Source organism: Azoarcus sp. CIB (assembly GCF_001190925.1).
Classification (GTDB): domain Bacteria; phylum Pseudomonadota; class Gammaproteobacteria; order Burkholderiales; family Rhodocyclaceae; genus Aromatoleum.
Map to the genome: position 1 here is coordinate 85,305 of NZ_CP011072.1, position 20,614 is coordinate 105,918.

At 66.7% G+C, this 20,614-nt stretch carries 20 protein-coding genes; 16 read left to right on the top strand and 4 right to left on the bottom strand.

Annotation, left to right across the window (positions count from 1 at the left end):
* Positions 1 to 80 precede the first annotated feature (80 nt).
* Positions 81 to 1,214: an aminotransferase class V-fold PLP-dependent enzyme gene (locus tag AzCIB_RS00325; RefSeq protein WP_050414060.1), complete on the bottom strand. Its 1,134-nt coding sequence runs from the start codon at positions 1,212 to 1,214 to the stop codon at positions 81 to 83.
* 62 nt (positions 1,215 to 1,276) lie between these two features.
* Positions 1,277 to 3,535: a WD40 repeat domain-containing protein gene (locus AzCIB_RS00330; RefSeq protein WP_157058391.1), complete on the bottom strand. Its 2,259-nt coding sequence runs from the start codon at positions 3,533 to 3,535 to the stop codon at positions 1,277 to 1,279.
* Positions 3,536 to 3,946: 411 nt separating this feature from the next.
* Here AzCIB_RS00330 and AzCIB_RS00335 point away from each other — a divergent pair, with 411 nt between their 5' ends.
* The 4 genes from AzCIB_RS00335 (at position 3,947) to AzCIB_RS00350 (ending at position 7,114) form a co-directional block, all read left to right on the top strand.
* Positions 3,947 to 4,843: a transporter substrate-binding domain-containing protein gene (locus AzCIB_RS00335; RefSeq protein WP_050414062.1), complete on the top strand. Its 897-nt coding sequence runs from the start codon at positions 3,947 to 3,949 to the stop codon at positions 4,841 to 4,843.
* A 91-nt stretch (positions 4,844 to 4,934) separates the two neighbouring features.
* Positions 4,935 to 5,672, top strand: a complete 738-nt coding sequence (locus AzCIB_RS00340; protein ID WP_050414063.1) for an amino acid ABC transporter permease — start codon at positions 4,935 to 4,937, stop codon at positions 5,670 to 5,672.
* 13 nt (positions 5,673 to 5,685) lie between these two features.
* A complete protein-coding gene (locus AzCIB_RS00345; protein ID WP_050414064.1) occupies positions 5,686 to 6,366 on the top strand; it encodes an amino acid ABC transporter permease in 681 nt (226 codons plus the stop codon).
* A 19-nt stretch (positions 6,367 to 6,385) separates the two neighbouring features.
* Complete coding sequence (locus AzCIB_RS00350) at positions 6,386 to 7,114, top strand: amino acid ABC transporter ATP-binding protein (RefSeq protein ID WP_050414065.1); 729 nt, start codon at positions 6,386 to 6,388, stop codon at positions 7,112 to 7,114.
* A 27-nt stretch (positions 7,115 to 7,141) separates the two neighbouring features.
* Here the strand turns inward: AzCIB_RS00350 and AzCIB_RS00355 are convergent, their stop codons facing one another.
* Positions 7,142 to 7,483, bottom strand: coding sequence for a zinc ribbon domain-containing protein YjdM (locus AzCIB_RS00355; RefSeq protein ID WP_050414066.1), 342 nt, complete (start codon positions 7,481 to 7,483; stop codon positions 7,142 to 7,144).
* A gap of 187 nt (positions 7,484 to 7,670) precedes the next feature.
* Between AzCIB_RS00355 and AzCIB_RS00360 the strand changes: the two genes are divergently transcribed.
* The gene (locus AzCIB_RS00360) at positions 7,671 to 8,975 is read left to right on the top strand and encodes a tetratricopeptide repeat protein (RefSeq protein ID WP_050414067.1); all 1,305 of its coding nucleotides are present in this window, start codon (positions 7,671 to 7,673) and stop codon (positions 8,973 to 8,975) included.
* On the opposite strand, the gene AzCIB_RS00365 is transcribed toward AzCIB_RS00360, so the two are convergent.
* Positions 8,972 to 10,381, bottom strand: coding sequence for a rhomboid family intramembrane serine protease (locus tag AzCIB_RS00365; RefSeq protein WP_050414068.1), 1,410 nt, complete (start codon positions 10,379 to 10,381; stop codon positions 8,972 to 8,974). The two genes, AzCIB_RS00360 and AzCIB_RS00365, sit on opposite strands and share 4 nt — an antisense overlap.
* Positions 10,382 to 10,517: 136 nt before the next feature.
* Here AzCIB_RS00365 and AzCIB_RS00370 point away from each other — a divergent pair, with 136 nt between their 5' ends.
* From AzCIB_RS00370 to atpA, 11 genes are all read left to right on the top strand, one after another.
* Positions 10,518 to 11,900: a DUF805 domain-containing protein gene (locus tag AzCIB_RS00370; RefSeq protein WP_050414069.1), complete on the top strand. Its 1,383-nt coding sequence runs from the start codon at positions 10,518 to 10,520 to the stop codon at positions 11,898 to 11,900.
* Between the two features lie 181 nt (positions 11,901 to 12,081).
* Complete coding sequence (mnmG, locus tag AzCIB_RS00375) at positions 12,082 to 14,013, top strand: tRNA uridine-5-carboxymethylaminomethyl(34) synthesis enzyme MnmG (RefSeq protein ID WP_050414070.1); 1,932 nt, start codon at positions 12,082 to 12,084, stop codon at positions 14,011 to 14,013.
* Positions 14,010 to 14,645: a 16S rRNA (guanine(527)-N(7))-methyltransferase RsmG gene (rsmG, locus tag AzCIB_RS00380; RefSeq protein WP_050414071.1), complete on the top strand. Its 636-nt coding sequence runs from the start codon at positions 14,010 to 14,012 to the stop codon at positions 14,643 to 14,645. Before mnmG ends, rsmG begins: the two co-directional genes overlap by 4 nt.
* The gene (locus AzCIB_RS00385) at positions 14,646 to 15,416 is read left to right on the top strand and encodes a ParA family protein (protein WP_050414072.1); all 771 of its coding nucleotides are present in this window, start codon (positions 14,646 to 14,648) and stop codon (positions 15,414 to 15,416) included.
* A gap of 28 nt (positions 15,417 to 15,444) precedes the next feature.
* Positions 15,445 to 16,305: a ParB/RepB/Spo0J family partition protein gene (locus AzCIB_RS00390; protein ID WP_050414073.1), complete on the top strand. Its 861-nt coding sequence runs from the start codon at positions 15,445 to 15,447 to the stop codon at positions 16,303 to 16,305.
* Positions 16,306 to 16,503: 198 nt separating this feature from the next.
* Positions 16,504 to 16,845 carry an ATP synthase subunit I gene (locus AzCIB_RS00395; protein ID WP_050414074.1) on the top strand — a complete coding sequence of 114 codons (342 nt, stop codon included), beginning with the start codon at positions 16,504 to 16,506 and terminating at the stop codon, positions 16,843 to 16,845.
* A gap of 2 nt (positions 16,846 to 16,847) precedes the next feature.
* Positions 16,848 to 17,678 carry a F0F1 ATP synthase subunit A gene (gene atpB / locus AzCIB_RS00400; RefSeq protein ID WP_050414075.1) on the top strand — a complete coding sequence of 277 codons (831 nt, stop codon included), beginning with the start codon at positions 16,848 to 16,850 and terminating at the stop codon, positions 17,676 to 17,678.
* A gap of 59 nt (positions 17,679 to 17,737) precedes the next feature.
* Positions 17,738 to 17,983 (top strand): F0F1 ATP synthase subunit C, encoded by a 246-nt coding sequence (atpE, locus tag AzCIB_RS00405; RefSeq protein ID WP_050414076.1) that lies wholly within the window; start codon positions 17,738 to 17,740, stop codon positions 17,981 to 17,983.
* A 58-nt stretch (positions 17,984 to 18,041) separates the two neighbouring features.
* Complete coding sequence (locus AzCIB_RS00410) at positions 18,042 to 18,515, top strand: F0F1 ATP synthase subunit B (protein WP_050414077.1); 474 nt, start codon at positions 18,042 to 18,044, stop codon at positions 18,513 to 18,515.
* A 3-nt stretch (positions 18,516 to 18,518) separates the two neighbouring features.
* Positions 18,519 to 19,055, top strand: a complete 537-nt coding sequence (locus tag AzCIB_RS00415; RefSeq protein WP_050414078.1) for a F0F1 ATP synthase subunit delta — start codon at positions 18,519 to 18,521, stop codon at positions 19,053 to 19,055.
* Between the two features lie 12 nt (positions 19,056 to 19,067).
* Positions 19,068 to 20,606 (top strand): F0F1 ATP synthase subunit alpha, encoded by a 1,539-nt coding sequence (gene atpA / locus AzCIB_RS00420; RefSeq protein WP_050414079.1) that lies wholly within the window; start codon positions 19,068 to 19,070, stop codon positions 20,604 to 20,606.
* Positions 20,607 to 20,614 lie beyond the last annotated feature (8 nt).

Genomic DNA, 20,614 nt, shown 5'->3' on the forward strand with positions numbered 1-20,614 from the left:
GGGCGGAATTGTAACCGAGGAACTCGGAGAGTTCCCCGGGCCGGAAGGAATTCAGCGGCGGTCGTCTCAGGCCGTGTCGGCTACGCGGTGCGGATCTCGTCGAGCGCTGCTTCCAGCGACTTCACGCTGCGCTCGACCGCATGCAGCTTGTCGAGGCCGAACAGGCCGATGCGGAAGCTGCGGAAGTCCGCCGGCTCGTCGCACTGCAGCGGCACGCCGGCGGCGGTCTGCAGGCCCTGCGCGATGAATTTCCGCCCGGACTGGATCTCGGGGTCGTCCGTGTAGCACACCACCACGCCCGGCGCCTCGAAGCCCGGCGCCGCGACGCTGCGGAAGCCGCGTGCGGCGAGCAATGCGCGTACGCGCCGGCCCAGCTCCTGCTGTTCCGCCTTCACCTTGTCGAAGCCGTAGGCCTCGGTCTCCAGCATCACGTCGCGCAGCGCGGTCAGCGCGTCGGTCGGCATCGTCGCATGGTAGGCATGGCCGCCCTTCTCGTAGGCTTCCATGATCTGCAGCCATTTCTTCAGGTCGCACGCGAAGCTGGTGCTGGTCGTCGCATCGAGCCGCTCGCGCGCGCGCTCGCTCAGCATCACGAGGGCGCAGCACGGTTGCGCGCTCCAGCCCTTCTGCGGCGCGCTGATCAGGATGTCGACACCGCACGCGGCCATATCCACCCAGATCGTGCCGGACGCGATGCAGTCGAGCACGAACAGGCCGCCGACCTCATGCACGGCGTCGGCGACGGCGCGCAGATAGTCGTCGGGCAGGATCATCCCGGCCGCGGTCTCGACGTGCGGGGCGAACACCAGATCAGGTTTGTGCTCGCGGATCGCCGCGACGACCTCGGCGATCGGCGCCGGCGCGAACGGCGCCTGCGGACCGGCTTCGACGGGCCGCGCCTTCAGCACCGTGCATTGCGACGGGATGCCGCCCATGTCGAAGATCTGCGTCCAGCGGTAGCTGAACCAGCCGTTGCGGATCACCAGGCACTTCTTCCCGGTCGCGAACTGGCGCGCCACCGCCTCCATGCCGAAGGTGCCGCTGCCGGGCACGACGACCGCCGCATGTGCGCCATAGACCGTCTTCAGCACCCGCGAGATGTCGTGCATGACGCCCTGGAAACGCTGCGACATGTGATTGAGCGCGCGGTCGGTATACACGACCGAGTATTCGAGCAGACCTTCGGGATCGGGTTGGGGCAGCAGGCTGGGCATGTTCTTCTGGCTCCGCAAACAATGAATCCGACATGGCCGCCCAGCTTAGCACGCAGTGCGGTTCAGGGCGGACAGGGGCTGCGGTTCAGGTATCGCGCGCATTCCGTGTCCGTGAGGCCGTCGGCGACGCGGTCGTGCAGTGCCGTCGCGACTTGCCCCGGGTCGAGCGGATGGAAATGCACGCGCCTGCCGTCGCCGCCGGTCGCGAGCAGGCGCCCGTCGGGCGAGAAGGCGACGGCATTCACGGCGCCATCCTGCGGCGGCAGCACCAGCCGCTCGCCGCCGCTGGCGATCTCCCACACGCGCGCGCTGCGGTCGCGCGCTGCGGTCGCGAGCAGGCGGCCGTCGGGGCTGAAGGCGAGCGCGCCGATCGCGCCCGCATGACCCGCGAGGCTGCGCACCGGTTTTCCGCCCGTAAGGCCCCACAGGCGCGCGACGCGGTCCGTGCCGGCGGTCGCGAGCAGCGAGCCGTCCGGACTCAGCGCGAGGTCGAGGATCTCGTCGCCGCGCTCCTGCAGGCTGCGCAGCCGCTTGCCGTCCGCGGCATTCCATTCCGTGAGGGCGCCATCGGCACCGGCGCTCAGCACGCTGCGCCCGTCGCGGCTGAAGATCACACAGTTCAGCGGGGCCGCGCCGGTGCGCAGCCACAGCCGTCGCGCTCCGCTGGCGGCATCCCACACGCCGACCATGCCGTCGTGTCCGGCGGTGACGACGAGGTGGCCGTCGGTACTGAAGGCGATGCCATTCACGCGTCCCGCGTGCCCGCGCAGCATGAGCGGCGGCCGCTCGCCGGTGGCGTCCCATACCGTTGCGGTGCCGTCGCCTTGCGCGGTCGCGATGCGACTGCCGTCCGGGCTCCATGCGACGCGCGACGCGGCGCTCGCCTCCCCCGCGAGCCTGTACCGGATTTTCCCGCCTTCGACTTCCCACACGGCGGCGTCCGTACCGGCCGCAGCCGTGGCGAGCCGCCTGCCGTCCGGACTGAAGGCGAGGCTGCGGATCGCCCCCGCGTGGCCGAAGGCGAGGTCCCACAGCTTCACGCTGCCGTCTGCGCCGGTCGTCGCGAGCCGTGCTCCGGCCGTGTCGAAGGCGAGGTCGGTCACAGGGTTGCCCTCCCCGGCGAGCGTCGCGAGCGGCTGGCATTCGCCGGCCGGACGCGTGCAGCCTGCCGTGTCCCACAGTCGCGCCGACCCGTCGTGACCCGCGGTCGCCAGCAGACTGCCGTCCGGACTGAAGGCGACGGCACGGATGGCGTCGGGCTGTTCGGGCAGCTCGCGCACCGGCGCGCCGCTGCCGGCATCCCACAGGCGCGCCCGGCGGTCTTCGCCCGCGCTCGCCAGCCAGCGTCCATCCGGACTGAATGCGAGCGCGACGACTGTGTCGGCATGGCCTTCGAGCACATGCAGCGCCCGGCCACTCAACAGGTCCCAGATGCGCAGCACGGCATCGTCGCCCGCCGTCGCCAGGTGCCGGCCGTCGGGACTGAAGGCGACCGCATGCACCGGGGCCTTGTGGCCGGTAAGGTTTGCGAGCAGGCCGCCCGTATCCGCGTCCCACAGCCGCACGACCGGGCTCATCCCCACCGTCGCCACGATCTCCCCGTCCCGCCCGAACGCGACGCCGTTCAGGCGCTCCGGCTGGCGCGGCAGCTCGCGCAGCCGTTCGCCGCGCGCGGCGTCCCACAGAATGATCCGACCGTCATCGCCCACCGATGCGAGCGTTTTCCCGTCCGGGCCGAAGGCGAGATCGCGGGCCTCGCCCTCGTGTCCGTGCAGTTCGGCGGACGCTGCGCCGTCGGCGGCATTGCGGATGCGTACCATGCCGTCCTGCCCGGCCGACGCGATGAGTGCCCCGTCGGGGCTGAAGGCGATCGCATTCACGCGGTTCGCGTGTCCGTGCAGCGTCAGGCGCAGGCGGCTTGCGTCGAGGGCGCGCCGTGCCGCGTCTTCGGCCTGGCCGCGCACGAAGGGCGCGGCGTCCCCGGTGCGTCGCAGCGCCTCGAACGCCGCGCGCGCGGCGAGGTCCGGGTCGGTGTCGAGATGGCGCAAGGCCGTGGCGACGAGCTGGAGCGACAGCACGACATCGGCTTGCTGGCGGCGCTGCAGCTCCGCGACCTGCTGCGCGACCAGCGCGGCGATGGCCGCGGCCGCCAACAGGAAGGCGAGGATGCCCAGCCCGATTGCGCGCCGCCGCATGCGCCGGGCGAGAGCGGCTTGTTCCGCGGCGCGTGCCTGCGCGGCGGCGATGCGGTCTTCCCTTCCGCCCGCGGGACGCTCGTCCTGCAGCAGTTCCGAGATCACGCCATCAGGAGATGATGCCACCGCCGTCCTCCATGACTATTCGTCGCAAGGCCCGCCGTTACGCGATCTGGCGCGTGCCTTCGCTGCTGAACTATATTTGAAGCACGCTCCCGTTCGAAGGAGTTCCGTCACGTGTTCCCCGACAACCGTCCATCGCGCCCGGGCCCGCAATCCGCTGCTGCGTCCGCGGCGCGGCAGCCGCCCCCGGCAGGCTGTCCATACAATGCCGCGGACATGGTGTGCGTGCCGGTTACAATGTGTAAATCCGCCCGGCGGCGCGCACCAGCAGGGACTCGGGTTGATCCCTATGCCCGCGCGCTGCGCCATGCCTTACGATGGAGGCGGGCGGCCGTCACCCGCCGACTGCCCCTGCCTGACCGGGCAAAAGAGCCGTCCTCCGCATTTCCGAACCAACACAATTGGAGTCCGTTCATGCGCAAGTCTCTCACCGCCGTCGCCCTGTGCCTGTCCATCACCGGTCTCGCCGCGCCCGCCAATGCCCAGCTCACTGGCACGCTGCAGAAAATCAAGGATTCCGGCGCGATCACGATCGGCCACCGCGAATCCTCGGTGCCCTTCTCCTACCTCGACGCCAACCAGAAGCCGATCGGCTACGCGATGGATCTGTGCGGGAAGGTCGTCGACGCGATCAAGGCCGAGCTCAAGATGCCCAGCCTGCAGGTGAACTACCAGGCGGTGACCTCGCAAAACCGCATCCCGCTGATGCAGAACGGCACGATCGACCTCGAATGCGGCTCCACCACCAACAGCGTCGCACGCCAGCAGCAGGTCGGCTTCAGCGTCGCCTACTTCATCACCAGCGTGCGCATGGCGGTGCGCAAGGACTCCGGCATCAAGGACATCGGCGACCTCAACGGCAAGCCGGTTGTCACGACCACCGGCACGACGTCCGACCAGCTCATCAAGATGAACGAGAAGGGCAAGACGATCGACGTCAGGAACATCTACGGCAAGGACCACGCCGACTCCTTCCTGATGGTCGAGAGCAGTCGCGCCGCCGCCTTCGTGATGGACGACATCCTGCTCGCAGGCCTCATCGCCAGCTCCAAGAACCCCGCCAACTTCGACATTGTCGGCCCCTCGCTGCGCGACGAGCCGTATGCGGTGATGATGCGCAAGGACGATGCGCCGATCAAGGCGCTGGTCGACAAGACCCTCATCGGCCTGATGAAGTCCGGCGAGGCCGAGAAGCTGTACGCCAAGTGGTTCATGAACCCGGTCCCGCCGCGCAACGTGAACCTCAACTTCCCGATGAGTCCGGCGGTGAAGGCCGCGTTCCAGAACCCGACCGACAAAGGCGTCGAGTAAGCAACGCCCGCGCGGCGGCCCTCGCGCGGCCGCCGCGCTCTGACATCCGAGCAACCCGGCGCCCGAGCGCCGCCCAGGGAGGGGAGTTCGCATGAACTACCATTGGGACTGGATGTTCTTCTTCCAGGAGACCGACGACGGTCTCAAGTACTACGACTGGATCCTGTCCGGCCTCGGCTGGACCACCTTCGTGTCGCTCGCTGCGCTCGCCGTCGCGCTGATCCTCGGCTCCGTGCTGGGCGTCATGCGCACAACCCCGAAGCGCTGGCTCGTCGGCCTCGGCGATGCCTACGTCGACCTCTTCCGCAACATCCCGCTGATCGTCCAGCTCTTCATGTGGTTCTTCGTCGTGCCCGAGCTGGTGCCGGAGAACATCGGCCTGTGGATGAAGCAGGATCTGCCCTATTTCGTCATCGCGATCGTCGGCCTCGGCCTCTACACCGCCGCGCGCATCGCCGAGCAGGTGAAGGCCGGCATCAACTCGCTGTCGCGCGGCCAGCGCTTCGCGGGCCTCGCGCTCGGCTTCACCGAATGGCAGACCTACCGCTACGTGCGCCTGCCGATGGCCTACCGCATCGTGCTGCCCGCGCTCACGTCGGAGGCGATGAACATCTTCAAGAACTCCGCGGTGACCTACGCGGTAGGCATCCTCGAGCTCTACTTCCAGTACAAGCAGATCATCGAGAAGACCTCGCAGGTGCTCGAGATCACCATCGTCGTGACCCTGTGCTACTTCGTCCTCGCCTTCGTCATGAACCGGCTCCTCGCCTTCGTCGAGGCCCGCACGCGTGTGCCGGGCCTCATCGTCGGCACCAAGGGCAGCAAGTGAGGAGGCCCCGGACATGAGCGACTTCGACTTCTCCGTCATCACGCAGAACTGGGCCTTCCTCGCCGAGGGCCTGCGCTACACGCTGCAGGTCACCGTCACCGCGATGATCGGCGGCATCCTCATCGGCACGGTCCTCGCGCTGATGCGCCTGTCCTCGATCACGCCGCTGCAGTGGTTCGCCGCCGGCTACGTCAATATCTTCCGCAGCGTGCCGCTGGTGCAGGTGATCCTCGCCTTCTACCTGATTCTTCCGCTAGTGCTGCAGATGATCACCGGCAAGCAGATCCCCGTCGGCGCGGCGAATTCGGCCTACTTCACCTTCACGATCTTCGAGGCCGCGTACTACTCCGAGATCATGCGCTCGGGCATCCAGTCGGTACCGCGCGGGCAAGTCGGCGCGGGCTACGCGCTGGGCTTCACCTACAGCCAGGCGATGCGCTACGTGGTGCTGCCGCAGGCCTTCCGCAACATGCTGCCGGTGCTGCTGACCCAGACCATCATCCTGTTCCAGGACGTGTCGCTCGTGTATGCGATCGGCGCCACCGACTTCTTCGGCGCGGCCGACAAGATCACCCAGCGTGACCTGCGTCCGGTCGAGATGTACACGACCGTCGCGGTCGTCTACTTCATCATCTGCTTCACGCTGTCGCGCCTCGTCAAACGGCTGCAGTCGCGCATCGCCATCATCCGTTAAGCATCGGGAGCCCAGAACGATGATCGAGATCAACAACGTTTCGAAGTGGTACGGCAGCTTCCAGGTGCTCACCGACTGCACCACGCAGGTGAGCAAGAGCGAAGTGGTGGTCGTGTGCGGCCCCTCGGGCTCGGGCAAATCGACGCTGATCAAGTGCGTGAATGCACTCGAACCCTTCCAGCAGGGCAGCATCGTCGTCAATGGCATCGCCGTCCAGGATCCGAAGACGGATCTGCCCAAGCTGCGCGCCAAGGTCGGCATGGTGTTCCAGAACTTCGAGCTGTTCCCGCACATGACGATCACCGACAACCTGGCGATCGCGCAGATCAAGGTGCTCGGCCGCAGCCGCGACGAGGCGATCGACAAGGGCCTGAAGCTGCTCGACCGCGTCGGCCTCAAGGCGCAGGCGGCGAAGTTTCCCGGCCAGCTCTCGGGCGGCCAGCAGCAGCGCGTCGCGATCGCCCGCGCACTCGCGATGGACCCGATCTGCATGCTGTTCGACGAGCCGACCTCGGCGCTCGACCCCGAGATGATCAACGAGGTGCTCGACGTCATGGTGCAGCTCGCCCAGGAAGGCATGACGATGATGTGCGTCACGCACGAGATGGGCTTCGCGCGCAAGGTCGCCAACCGCGTGATCTTCATGGACCGCGGCGCCATCGTCGAGGACGCCGCGAAGGAAGACTTCTTCGGCCAGCCGCGCTCGGAGCGCGCGCAGGCCTTCCTCGCGAAGATCCTCAACCACTGAGGCATCGGGGCGCGCGGCGCCCCGAGCTCACACCTTCTTCAGATAGCAGGCCTTCAGCATGAAGTTGCCGGCATCCATCTTGCAGTCGACCTCGTGGTCGCCGCCGACGAGGCGGATGCTCTTCACCTTGGTGCCGACCTTCAGCGTGATCGACGAGCCCTTCACCTTCAGGTCCTTGATCAGCACCACCGCGTCGCCGTTCTGCAGCACGTTGCCGTTGGCATCCTTGACGACCGCCTCGGCATCGTCGTCGGCCGCTGCGGCCTCGGCCATCGGCCACTCGTAGCCGCAGTCGGCGCACACGTAGTTCGCGCCGTCGGGGTAGGTGTTCTCGAGGGTGCATTGGGGGCAGGGCAGGATATTCGACATGACTTCCTCGCGGCTCGCGGACGAGCAAAGCGGGCGAGTATCCGCGTCGCGGGAAGGGTTGGCAACCTCGGGGCATGTTGGCGACCGCCGTTCCGGCGAGGAATGAAACGCTTCGGCATATTCCGCTGTTCCTGGCGCAGGACCGTGGAATAGACTCGGGGTTGTGCTCCCGCGACCTGCATCCACGATGCCTCCCTCACCACCGATCCAGCCCTACTGGCGCCGCTTCGGCAGCTTCTTCCTCTATCCGCTCTCGCTCGAGCCGCTGCTCGCATGCCTGGGGTTCGGCGTCCTCGCCGGCCTGGCCGGGGCCGTCTTCTTTCCCGCCAACCTGGTCCTGCAACTCGTTGTGCTGGTGGCGACGCTGCGTTACGGCTACAAGGTGCTGGAGCGCACCGCGCGGGGCCACCTGGACGATGCCCAGGTGCTCGTGCAACCGGGGCACGGCGGCAAGTACCTTCCCTACAAGCAGTTCGTCGTCATCGCGATCGGCCTCAGCCTGAGCGCCTACGCCGCGAGCTTCGGCGGCGCGCATCTTGCGATGGTCCTGCTCGTGTTCCTCGGCTTGATGCTCCCCGCGAACACGATGCTGCTGGCCCTGACGAACGACCTCGGCGAGTCGATCGCACCGCCGCGCCTGTGGGCGCTGATCCATGGCATTGGCATGCCTTATCTGGGCCTGTGTGCCTGCCTGCTGCTGTTGTCGTCGAGCAGCGCGGCCCTGCTCGGCTGGCTGGCGCCGGTCGTGCCGCCTATGCTCGTCGGCGCGCTCGGGGGCTTCCTCGGCGCCTATTTCATGGTCGTGATGTTCCGCCTGATGGGCTACGCGCTCTACCAGTACCACGACGTGCTCGGGCTGGCGGTCGATGTCGGGTTCGAGCGCCAGACGATCTCCGTCGCGCGTTCCGACCCCGCCACGCAACGCGCCGCCGAAACCGCTGCGCTGATCAGGGAAGGCCGCTTCGCCGACGCGATCGCCCTCGCGCGCAGCGAGCTGGCAGAGAACCCCGGCGATCAGGCGGCCAACCAGCGTCTGCACCGCCTGTTGTGCGCGGTACCCGGGGAGGAGCGTGCAATGCTGGCGCACGCCACCGAATGGCTGCCGACGCTGATGCGGAACGGCAGGGAGCGTGTCGCGATCGATGTCGTCGACGCCGTCTGGCAGCACGAGCCCGAGTACAGCCCTCCGCTCGGCGCCTTCATCCTGCCCCTCGCGCGGGCCTTCTTCGATGCCAGGCGCTACGCTGGCGCAGCGCGGCTGATCAAGGACTTCGACCGGCGCTTCCCCGGCCATGCGGACACGCCCGCGGTGTATCTGCTCGGTGCCCGGCTGCTGATCGAGCACCAGCGTGACGAGATCCAGGCGCGACGCGTGCTGGCGGCGATCCGCGAGCACTACCCGGAGAGTCCCGCGGCAACGGAAGCGCTGCGACTGGGCGAATTGCTCGACAGGCTCGCCGCGGCGGCCGCGCATCCTTCCAGCGCGGGCTAGCGGGACCGCTCCAGGACGGCGACCAGTCGCCGCAGCGGGTCGGCGCGGTCGCCCAGTCCCCGGGCGTCGAAAACGCGCGCGAGTCGATTTGCGAGGCGCACCGCGATTCCCTGTTTTTCGCGACGGGCGAAGAAGCGCAGCACGAGGCCTTCCGCGACGTCGAGTTCGCCCGCATCGATCAGGCTTGCGGTCAGCGCCTCCCACTTGGCCGGGTCCAGCATCGGCAGGCCCTCGGACTCGCCGCCCAGCACTTCCGCCAATAGTTTCGGGTCGGTTGCGCCCGGACGGATCGCTGCGCATTCCAGTAGCCGTCGACGCGCGTCGTTTTCCAGCTCGCCCCGTCGCGCGAGGCGGGCGACACGCCAGTATTCCGCGGCGAGTTCGGGACTCAGGTCCGGGTGCTCATCGAACAGCTTGCGGTAGAGCAGCGCCGCGGGCCCGAACTGCATCGCCGCGACCTGCTTCTCGGCACGCGTGCGCAGCGTCGCGACCGCCTCCTCGGTGTCGTGCCGATGGACGAGTTCCGCGCTCCGGCCGTGCCTTCGCCAGCGGTACACGGCGATCAGCAGCGCGCCGCTGAGCAGGCCGGCGAAGTGCGCGAGATAGTTCACATTCCCGTCGCGGTCGAGGACGAAGTTCTGCAACAGCTCGTTGCCCAGCCACAGCGGCAGGATGGCGAGGGCCGGTCCGCGAACGGTGCCGAAGAAGAACAGGATCCAGTAGAAGAATTCGATGCGTCGGCGGCCGAACAAGCCTAGATACGCCGCCATCACCGCCGAGATCGCCCCCGAGGCGCCCAACGACAGGCGGTGCCCCGTCACGGGAAGCAGCAGGTCGGGCAGCGCCGCTCCCAGCCCGCCGAGGAGGTAGAGGGCGACGAAGCCGAGCGGACCGAGAGCGGCTTCGACCGTATATCCGACGACGAACAGGACCGCCATGTTTCCGCTCAGGTGCAGGACGTCGCCGTGCAGGAACATGTGCGTCAGCAGCGTCGCGGGCCGCGGGTCCTGCCCTTCGAGCGCGAAGCGCTCCGTCAGCACGCGCTGGCGCAGCATCTCGTAATGGTTCCGCTGCGCCCGCCATGTCGAGTAGTCGGGGCTCTCCGGGCGGATGACCCGGTCCGCCCGCAGCGCCGTCATGAAGTCCCGGGCGGCCTCCATCTCCTGCAGCAGCGCCGCGCCGTTCCCGGGAGTCGCCTTCACGCCGCGCCGCGCGAGTTCGGCCCGGTACGCCGCAGCCTCCGTCCTCGCCAGTCCGGATTGCTGGTAATAGCGCCACGCCGCCTCGGACCGCTCCGCGTCGCCGCCCTGCATCAGGAACGCGACCAGGCACAGCAGCATGATCGCCAGGGTCGCGAGCGGGGGCCGGCTCCAGTCGGGCCGCGCGGGAAGGGGCAGGATCAGCATCGGGACCTGGGGAAGCAGCCGGAAGCCACGGATTATACGGGGAGCATGGCGCGGGTCGCACGGAACCACGCTTTGCAGGCAGAATGCCGCCTTTGCTCGCGATTCCCTTCGATTCATGACAGAACACTGCAGGGTGATGATTTCCGGCCGCACGCTCTCGGGAGCGCCGCTCGACGATGTGCGGGAGATGGTCGGTCTCGCCTTCCAGCTGCAGGACGGGCAACTCGACCGCATGCTATGCGGCAAACCAATCGCGGTTTCGCGCAGTGCAACGGCGGACGTGGCCGAAAAGCTCATTGCCCGCCTGCGCGCGCTGGACCTCGAGGCCTACGTCGAATCGCCGCCGGCGGTGAAGGCCACGGTGGTTCAGCCCGCCACCCCGCTTGTCGCCCCGGCGCTCGCGGAAGCCGAGCCCCCGGTCGCGCCCGTCGACACCCGCCCCAACGTGGACTCGCAACCCGACGAACTCTTCGCGCTGGCCCGCCCGACTGCGGCGTCCCGGGATGTCCTCCCGCAGGGTCTCGCACCCACGGGGGCGGATGCCGACGCGCTGTGCCCCAAGTGCGGCGAAGCGCAGCCCAAACGCACCTTGTGCCGCAAGTGCGGCCTCGACATGCCGCGCTACGCGGCCGCGCAGGAGGCGCTCGAACGCGAGGCGCGCGAGCAACGTGCCGCCGAGGTCGCGGCGCGCTCGCAGGCCCCAGCCCGCGGGCGCCGGCCTGCAGGCGAGGCGACTGCGGGCGAGGCGACTGCGGGCGTGCTGGGCGTCGGATTCTCGGGGCGGCTGGGCCGGCTGGACTACTTCACGAGCTCGCTCGTCAGCACGCTGCTGTGGCTCGTTTTCGTGCTGCTCGCGGCGAAGACGGGCAAGGCGTCCTTCGCCGGCTTCGGCATGTTCCTGTCACTGATCTACGGCGTCCGCTGCATCGCCCTGAGACTGCACGATACCGGGCGCAACGGCTGGCTTTCGCTGATCCTCCTCGTGCCGGTGCTCGGCGGCCTGATGGCGCTCGCGCTGGTGTTCATCGGCGGCGACCACGACGATAACGAGTACGGCCCGGTTCCTGCCGACGGTGGCGGAAGGCGGGCGCTCGTTGCACTCGCCGCCGTGCTCGCGCTGGGTACCTTGAGCTACCGCAACATCGCCGGGAACCCCGAGAACGCGGCCCGCTTCCTTGCCGCGATGAGCGCCGGCGAGGACGGCGCCGCCCATGCCGACGACACCGGGGCGGCGGGAGCCCTCTCCCAGGCGAGTTACGCCAGCAACAACCGCATCGACATCTACGTGATCACGGGATGCACCGATTGCGACGACATGCGCGAGTGGCTCGACGGCAACGGGCTGCGCTACACGGTGTACGCGGTTGACAAGGAGCAGGCTTCGGCCGAGCGCCTGCACTCGATCGTGGCGGGCAACGGGGACGCTCGCATCCAGCTACCGGTGCTCGAAGTGAACGGCAAGGTCCTTCCGGGAAATCCCGATGTCGACACGGTGCATCGACAATTGCGTCAGGAATGACGCCTCGCGCCGCACCCGCGTCGACGCGGCGCTCATTGCAGCTCGAAATAGGTTCGAGATGTAACGCAAGTTGCTGTTTGCGAAATACTTTTTCGTGGAACAGGAGCGAGGAACACTAGGCTTTCGCACTGCAACAGCGTAAAATCCCCCGTCTTTCGCTTCATCCGCGCCGGGGTGCGCCATGCTCTATCCCTCCCGTTTCGATGTCATCGTGGTTGGCGGCGGTCACGCCGGTACCGAAGCCGCGCTCGCGGCCGCCCGCATGGGCGCGAAAACCCTGCTGCTCACGCACAACATCGAAACTCTCGGCCAGATGAGCTGCAACCCGTCGATCGGCGGCATCGGCAAGGGCCATCTGGTCAAGGAAGTCGATGCGCTCGGCGGCGCGATGGCCGCCGCCACCGACGAGGGCGGCATCCAGTTCCGCATCCTGAATGCTTCGAAGGGCCCCGCAGTGCGTGCCACCCGCGCCCAGGCCGACCGCGTGCTGTACAAGGCCGCGATCCGCACGCGCCTCGAAAACCAGCCCAACCTTTGGCTGTTCCAGCAGGCCGTCGACGACATCACGGTCGTGGGCGACCGCGTCACCGGTGTCGTCACGCAGATCGGGCTCGCCTTCGAAGCGCCCGCCGTCGTGCTAACCGCCGGTACCTTCCTCAACGGCCTCGTGCACGTGGGCCTCGAACACTACTCCGCCGGCCGCGCCGGCGACCCGCCCGCGATCACGCTCGGCCAGCGCCTCAAGGAACTCAAGCTGCCGCAGGGCCGCCTCAAGACCGGCACCCCACCGCGCCTCGACGCGCGCACGATCGATTTTTCGGTGATGCAGGAGCAGCCCGGCGACGACCCCGTGCCGGTGTTCAGCTTCCTCGGCTCGGCCGCCCAGCATCCCGCGCAGCTGCCGTGCTGGATCACGCACACCAACCAGCGCACCCACGACATCATCCGCGCCAACCTCGACCGCTCGCCGATGTACTCCGGCGTCATCGAAGGGGTCGGCCCGCGCTACTGCCCGTCGATCGAGGACAAGATCCACCGCTTCGCCGACAAGGACAGCCACAACATCTTCCTCGAGCCCGAAGGCCTCACGACGCACGAGATCTACCCCAACGGGATCTCCACCTCGCTGCCCTTCGACGTCCAGCTCGCCGTCGTGCGCTCCATCCGCGGCCTCGAGAACGCGCACATCCTGCGTCCCGGCTACGCCATCGAATACGACTACTTCGATCCGCGCAACCTCAAGAGCAGCCTCGAGACCAAGACCTTCCACGGCCTCTTCTTCGCCGGCCAGATCAACGGCACCACCGGCTACGAGGAAGCCGCCGCGCAGGGCCTGCTCGCCGGCGCCAACGCCGCGCTGCAGGTGCAGGGCCGCGAAGCCTGGTGTCCGCGCCGCGACGAGGCCTACCTCGGCGTCTTGGTCGACGACCTCGTCACGCGCGGCGTCGCCGAGCCCTACCGCATGTTCACGTCGCGCGCCGAATATCGCCTCTCGCTGCGCGAAGACAACGCCGACTTGCGCCTCACCGAAAAGGGCCGCGAACTGGGCCTCGTCGACGACGTGCGCTGGGAAGCCTTCTGTCGCAAACGCGAAGCGATCGAGCGCGAAACCGCGCGCCTCAAGGCCACCTGGGCGAATCCCGAACGCGTGCCCGCGGCCGACGCCGAGCGCGTCGTCGGCAAGGCGCTCGAACGCGAATACCGCTTCTTCGAGCTACTGCGCCGCCCGAACACCCGCTACGTCGATCTCATGACGCTGCCCGGCGCGCCCGACACCCCGGAGACCGACCCGCAGGTCATCGAGCAGCTCGAGATCGCCGCGAAGTACCAGGGCTACATCGACCGTCAGCAGGACGAGGTCGCCAAGCAGCTGCAGGCCGAATCGACCCGCCTCCCCGCGGAGCTCGACTACGCCGAGGTGCGCGGCCTGTCCAAGGAAGTGCAGCAGAAGCTCAACCTGCACAAACCCGAGACCATCGGCCAGGCCGGCCGCATCCAGGGCGTCACGCCGGCCGCGATCTCGCTGCTGCTCGTGTGGCTCAAGCGCCGCGAACTCGTTGCGCGCAGCCGCCGCACCGCCGGTGACGACCCGGTGCAGGCGAAGTCGGCATGAGCGCGATGACGCTGGAGCGCGGCCTCGCCGAAATGGGTCTCGTCCTGCCGATCGACGTGCAGACGCAGCTCCTGGCTTTTGCCGCGCTGCTGCAGAAGTGGAACAAGGTCTACAACCTCACGTCGATCCGCGATCCAGGCCAGATGCTCACGCATCACCTGCTCGATTCGCTCGCGGTCCTGCCGCAGCTCGCGGGCATCGAACGCCTCGCCGACGTCGGCTCCGGCGGGGGGCTTCCCGGCATCCCGCTCGCGATCGTGACGGCCGGGCGGCAACCCGCGCTCGCGATCTCGTCGATCGAAACCGTCAACAAGAAGGCGAGCTTCCAGCAGCAGGCGAAGATCGAACTGGGTCTCGCGAACTTCACCGTCGTGAATGAACGTGTCGAGAACGTGCACCCCGACGTCCCCTTCGACGCCATCGTCTCGCGTGCCTTCTCCGAACTCGCGGACTTCGTCGGCCTCACGCAGCACCTGCTGCGCCCCGGCGGTCGCTTTCTAGCCATGAAGGGCGTGTATCCTCATGACGAAATCGCGCGCCTGCCTGCCGACTTCCGCGTCGTCGAGGCCGTGCCGCTGACGGTGCCGGGACTCGGCGCCGAACGACACCTGATAATCGTGGAAAAGAGCTGAATGGCCCGAATCTTCTGCGTCGCCAACCAGAAAGGCGGAGTCGGCAAGACGACCACCTGCGTGAACCTCGCCGCCGCGCTGCAGCTCGCCGGCCAACGCACCCTGCTCGTCGACCTCGACCCGCAGGGCAACGCGACGATGGGCAGCGGCATCGACAAGCGCGAGCTGCAGAAGTCCGTGTATCACGTCCTCGTCGGCCTCGCGACGCTCGACGAAGTGCGGGCAAACTCCCCCTCCGGCGGCTATGACGTCCTGCCCGCGAACCGCGACCTCGCCGGCGCGGAGGTCGAGCTCGTTGACCTCGAACGCCGCGAGAACCGCCTGCGCGACGCCTTCACCCAGTTCGACGCCGACTACGACTTCGTCCTCGTCGACTGTCCGCCCTCGCTGTCGATGCTCACGCTCAATGGCCTGTGCGCCGCCCACGGCGTCATCATCCCGATGCAGTGCGAGTACTACGCGCTCGAAGGCCTGTCCGATCTTGTGAACACGATCAAGAAGGTGCACGCCAACCTCAACCGCGACCTCAAGATCATCGGCCTGCTGCGCGTCATGTTCGACTCGCGCATGACGCTCCAGCAGCAGGTCTCCGCCCAGCTCGAGAGCCACTTCGGCGACAAGGTGTTCGACGCTATCGTCCCACGCAACGTGCGCCTCGCCGAAGCCCCCAGTCACGGCATGCCCGGCGTCGTTTTCGACCGCGCCGCCAAGGGCGCGCAGGCCTACATGGCCTTCGCGAACGAAATGATCGAACGCGTGAAGACGCTGTAACCCGCCCACGATCCAGCAGACCAAGCCCATGTCCCGACCCAAACTGAAAGGCCTAGGCCGCGGCCTCGATGCCCTGCTCGCGGCCAACAACGATGACGCCGCCGTCGGCGAACTGCAGACCCTCGGCGTTTCCGCGCTGCGGCCCGGCAAGTACCAGCCGCGCACGCGCATGGACCCGGGTTCGCTCGAGGAATTGGCCGCCTCGATCAAGGCCCAGGGCGTCATGCAGCCCATTCTCGTGCGCCCCGTCGATGGCAGCGGCTACGAGATCATCGCCGGCGAACGCCGCTGGCGTGCCGCGCAGATCGCCGAGCTCGCCGAAGTGCCGTGCCTCGTGCGCGAGATCCCCGACGAAGCTGCGCTGGCGATGTCGCTGATCGAGAACATCCAGCGTGAGGACCTCAACCCCCTCGAGGAAGCGAGCGGCATCCAGCGCCTCATCGACGAATTCGGCATGACCCACCAGCAGGCCGCCGACGCCGTCGGCCGATCGCGTCCGGCCGCATCCAACCTCCTGCGCCTGCTCAATCTCGCGCGGCCCGTGCAGGAACTGCTCATGGCCGGCGACATCGACATGGGTCACGCGCGCGCCATCCTCCCGCTCGACGGCGCGAGCCAGATCCAGCTTGCCAATCAGGTCGCCGCGCGCGGCCTGTCGGTGCGCGACACCGAACGCCTCGTCCAGCAGAGCGTCAATCCGCGCCCCAAAAAACCGACGCAGGCTCCCGACCGCGATCTCCAGCGTCTCGAGGAGGAAATCGCCGACGTCATGGGGGCGACGGTCCGCATCCGGGCCAATCGCAAGGGAGCGGGGGGAATCACCCTGCAGTTCGGCAGTCTCGACCAGCTCGACGGCCTTCTCGCGCGTCTGCGCGGCCCCCTCGACTGACCCCGGCGGCGCGGCCGCGGCGTGTCTGTCGGGCCCTGTTCCCTACGCAGAACTGCGTATCTTGTATAAGATGCAGGACTGCCCGAAATATCCATGCTGCACCGCGATACCTATTTGACTTTGTTACGGTTAACCCCTAGTATTCGCGGAATTTTTGAGGCGGTCGGCGCCTGAACGGCGCGGCGCGACGGCAGATCCATGCTGAAGATGGTTTTACTGCAGTTGGGCGCAACGATCGTTGCAACGGCCATTGCGGCCGTTTTTTTCGGCCCGGCCGGAGCGATCTCCGCAGCATTCGGAGGTCTGTCCTGCGTGCTTCCCAGCGCCCTGTTCGCGCTGCGGCTGCACCTCGTCGCCAAGCGCGGCGGGTCAGGTCATGTAGCAGTTTTTTTTGTCGGCGAGTTCCTCAAGGTCGCGTCGATAGTGGGATTGTTGGCGCTGGTTGGGCTGCAGTATGAAGACGTCCACTGGGGTGGCCTCTTCATCGGCCTGATTCTGGCGCTGAAGGCGAATTTATTTGCATTTTTGGTGAAGACCTGAATATGGCTACCGAAGCACCCACCGCAGGCGAGTACATCGTCCACCACCTCACCCACCTCAACTCCACCGGTCATGCCCAGAAGGCGGTCATCGACTGGAGCGTGTGGAACCTCGACACCCTGTTCTTCTCGGTTTTCCTGGGCGTCGTTACACTGTTCTTCCTGATCCGCGCCGCCAACAAGGCCACCGCGGGCGTTCCGGGCCGCTTCCAGGCTGCCGTCGAGATCCTCGTCGAGATGGTCGCCGACCAGGCCAAGGGCATCGTGCATAGCGCCGAATCGCGCAAGTTCGTCGCCCCGGTCGCCCTCACCGTGTTCCTGTGGATCTTCCTCATGAACTCGATGGACTTCCTGCCGGTCGACCTGCTGCCGCGCATCTGGCAAGCCATCACCGGCGACTCGCACGCCTACCTGCGCGTCGTGCCGACGGCCGACCTCAACGGCACGCTCGGCATGTCGATCGGCGTGCTGCTGCTGTGCCTCTACTACAACATCAAGATCAAGGGCTTCTCGGGCTGGGTGCACGAGCTCTTCACCGCGCCCTTCGGCAGCCACCCGCTGCTGTACCCGATCAATTTCCTGATGCAGATGATCGAGTTCCTCGCCAAGACCGTTTCGCACGGCATGCGACTGTTCGGCAACATGTACGCCGGTGAGCTGATCTTCATGCTGATCGCGCTGCTTGGCGGCACGGCCACCGTCTTCGGTTTCGTCGGTCACATCGTCGCGGGTTCGATCTGGGCCGTGTTCCACATTCTGATCGTTGCGCTGCAAGCCTTCATCTTCATGATGCTGACGCTGGTCTACATCGGCCAGTCGCACGAAAGTCACTAACGCTTTATTTGTAGTAACTGGTTTCTCTTTAACTTCAATCTCTTTACTAAGGAGTCGTCATGGAAAACGTTCTGGGTTTTGTCGCGCTGGCCGCTGGTCTGATCATTGGTATGGGCGCTATCGGTGCTTGTATCGGTATCGGCATCATGGGTTCCAAGTACCTCGAAGCTTCGGCCCGTCAGCCTGAACTGATGAACGCGCTGCAAACCAAGATGTTCCTGCTGGCCGGTCTGATCGACGCAGCGTTCCTGATCGGTGTCGGTATCGCGATGATGTTCGCCTTCGCCAACCCGTTCCAGCTCTGATCGGTTCGCTCATTTGGCCTACATTGGCCTCATTGAACACAACTGAGGAGCAAGAACAGTGAATTTGAACGCAACCCTGATTGCCCAGCTCGTTGTGTTCTTCATTCTGGCGTGGGTCACGATGAAATTCGTGTGGCCCCCCATCGTGAAGGCACTCGACGAGCGCGCGAAGAAGATCGCGGACGGGCTCGCGGCTGCGGACAAGGCAAAGGCCGACCTCTCTCTCGCCGAGAAGAAGGTCGTCGAGGAACTGCGCAAGGCCCGCGAATCCGCGGGTGACGTGCGCGGTGCTGCCGAGAAGCAGGCAGCGACAGTCCTCGACGAAGCCCGTGCCGAAGCCGCCCGCATCATTGCCGTGGCGCGCGAAGCCGCGCAAGGCGAAGCCGGTGCTGCTGCGCAGCGTGCCAAGGAAGTCCTGCGCGACCAGGTCGCGAACCTCGCCGTCGCCGGTGCCGAGCGCATCCTGCGTCGCGAGATCAACGCCCAGGTGCATGCCGACCTGCTCGCCAACCTGAAACAGGAACTGCAATAAGTCATGGCCGAGAACGTCACCATCGCGCGCCCCTATGCGGATGCCGCCTTCGAGCTGGCCCGCGGGGCAGGTGCGCTGGGGCCTTGGTCGGAAGCACTCGATCGGCTGGCCGCGATTGCCGCGGACAGCTCGATGCGGGCCTGCATCAGTGACCCGAAACTGTCGGCGCAGCAGCTGAACCAGCTGTTCCTCGACGTTGCGGGTCAGGGCCTGACCCCCGAACTGCAGAATTTCGTCCGCGTCCTCGTGGACAACGAACGCCTGCAGGTGCTTCCGGAGATCCGTGACCTGTTCGTCGATCTCAAGAACGAACATGAGGGCGTCAAGGAGGCAGAAATTGCCTCCGCCTTCCCGCTCGACGATGCGACTCTGGCAACGCTGAAAGCCGATCTTGAAAACCGTTTCAAGACCAGACTGAACATCAGCGTGAGCCTCGACCCCGAACTCATCGGGGGGGTCCGTATCGCCATCGGCGACGAAGTGATCGACGCCTCGGTCCGCGGCAAACTCGCGAACATGGCCGCTGCGCTAAAGAACTAGGAGCATACCCAGATGCAACTCAACCCCTCTGAAATCAGTGACCTGATTAAGAGCCGGATCCAGAACCTGCAGCTCGCAGCCACGTCGCGCAACGAGGGTACGGTGGTGTCGGTTACCGACGGCATCACCCGCGTCCACGGCCTGGCTGACGTCATGCAGGGCGAAATGCTGGAATTCCCTGGCAATACCTTCGGCCTCGCGCTGAACCTCGAGCGTGACTCGGTCGGTGCGGTGGTTCTCGGTGAATACGAGCACATCACCGAAGGCGACGCCGTCAAGGCGACCGGTCGCATTCTCGAAGTGCCGGTCGGTCCCGAACTGATTGGTCGCGTTGTCAACGCGCTCGGTCAGCCGATCGACGGCAAGGGCCCGATCAATGCCAAGCTGACCGACAAGATCGAAAAGGTCGCGCCGGGCGTGATCTGGCGTCAGTCGGTGTCGCAACCGGTGCAGACCGGCCTGAAGTCGGTTGACGCCATGGTGCCGATCGGCCGTGGCCAGCGCGAGCTGATCATCGGCGACCGCCAGACGGGCAAGACCGCCGTCGCCGTCGACGCGATCATCAACCAGAAAGGCCAGGACATGTTCTGCGTCTACGTTGCGATCGGCCAGAAGGCCTCGACGATCGCCAACGTGGTGCGCAAGCTGGAAGAGCACGGCGCGATGGAATACACCATCGTCGTCGCCGCGACCGCTTCCGAGTCCGCCGCGATGCAGTTCATCGCCCCGTACTCCGGCTGCACGATGGGCGAATACTTCCGCGACCGCGGCCAGGACGCCCTGATCATTTACGACGATCTGACCAAGCAGGCCTGGGCCTACCGTCAGATCTCGCTGCTGCTGCGCCGCCCGCCGGGCCGCGAAGCTTACCCCGGCGACGTGTTCTACCTGCACTCGCGTCTGCTCGAGCGCGCCTCGCGCGTTTCCGCCGACTACGTTGAGAAGTTCACCAACGGCGAAGTCAAGGGCAAGACCGGTTCGCTGACCGCGCTGCCCGTGATCGAAACCCAGGCCGGCGACGTTTCCGCGTTCGTTCCGACCAACGTGATCTCGATTACCGACGGCCAGATCTTCCTGGATACCGACCTGTTCAACGCCGGTGTCCGTCCCGCGATCAACGCCGGTATCTCGGTGTCGCGAGTCGGTGGCGCTGCGCAGACCAAGGTCGTGAAGAAGCTCTCCGGCGGTATCCGTACCGACCTCGCGCAGTACCGCGAACTCGCCGCGTTCGCCCAGTTCGCGTCCGACCTCGACGATGCGACCCGCAAGCAGCTCGAGCGTGGCCGCCGCGTGACCGAGCTGATGAAGCAGCCCCAGTATGCGCCGCTGTCGGTCGCCGACATGGCCATCACGCTGTTCGCGGTGAACAACGGTTACTTCGACGATGTCGAGGTACCTCGCTTGCTGGCCTTCGAAACCGCGCTGCAGCAGTTCGTCAAGACCAAGAACGCCGCGCTGGTGAGCAAGATCATGGCCTCCAAGGAGCTCGACGCCGACGGCGAGAAGCAACTGGTCGCCGCGATCGAAGAGTTCAAGAAGAGCTGGGCCTAAGGCCGCGG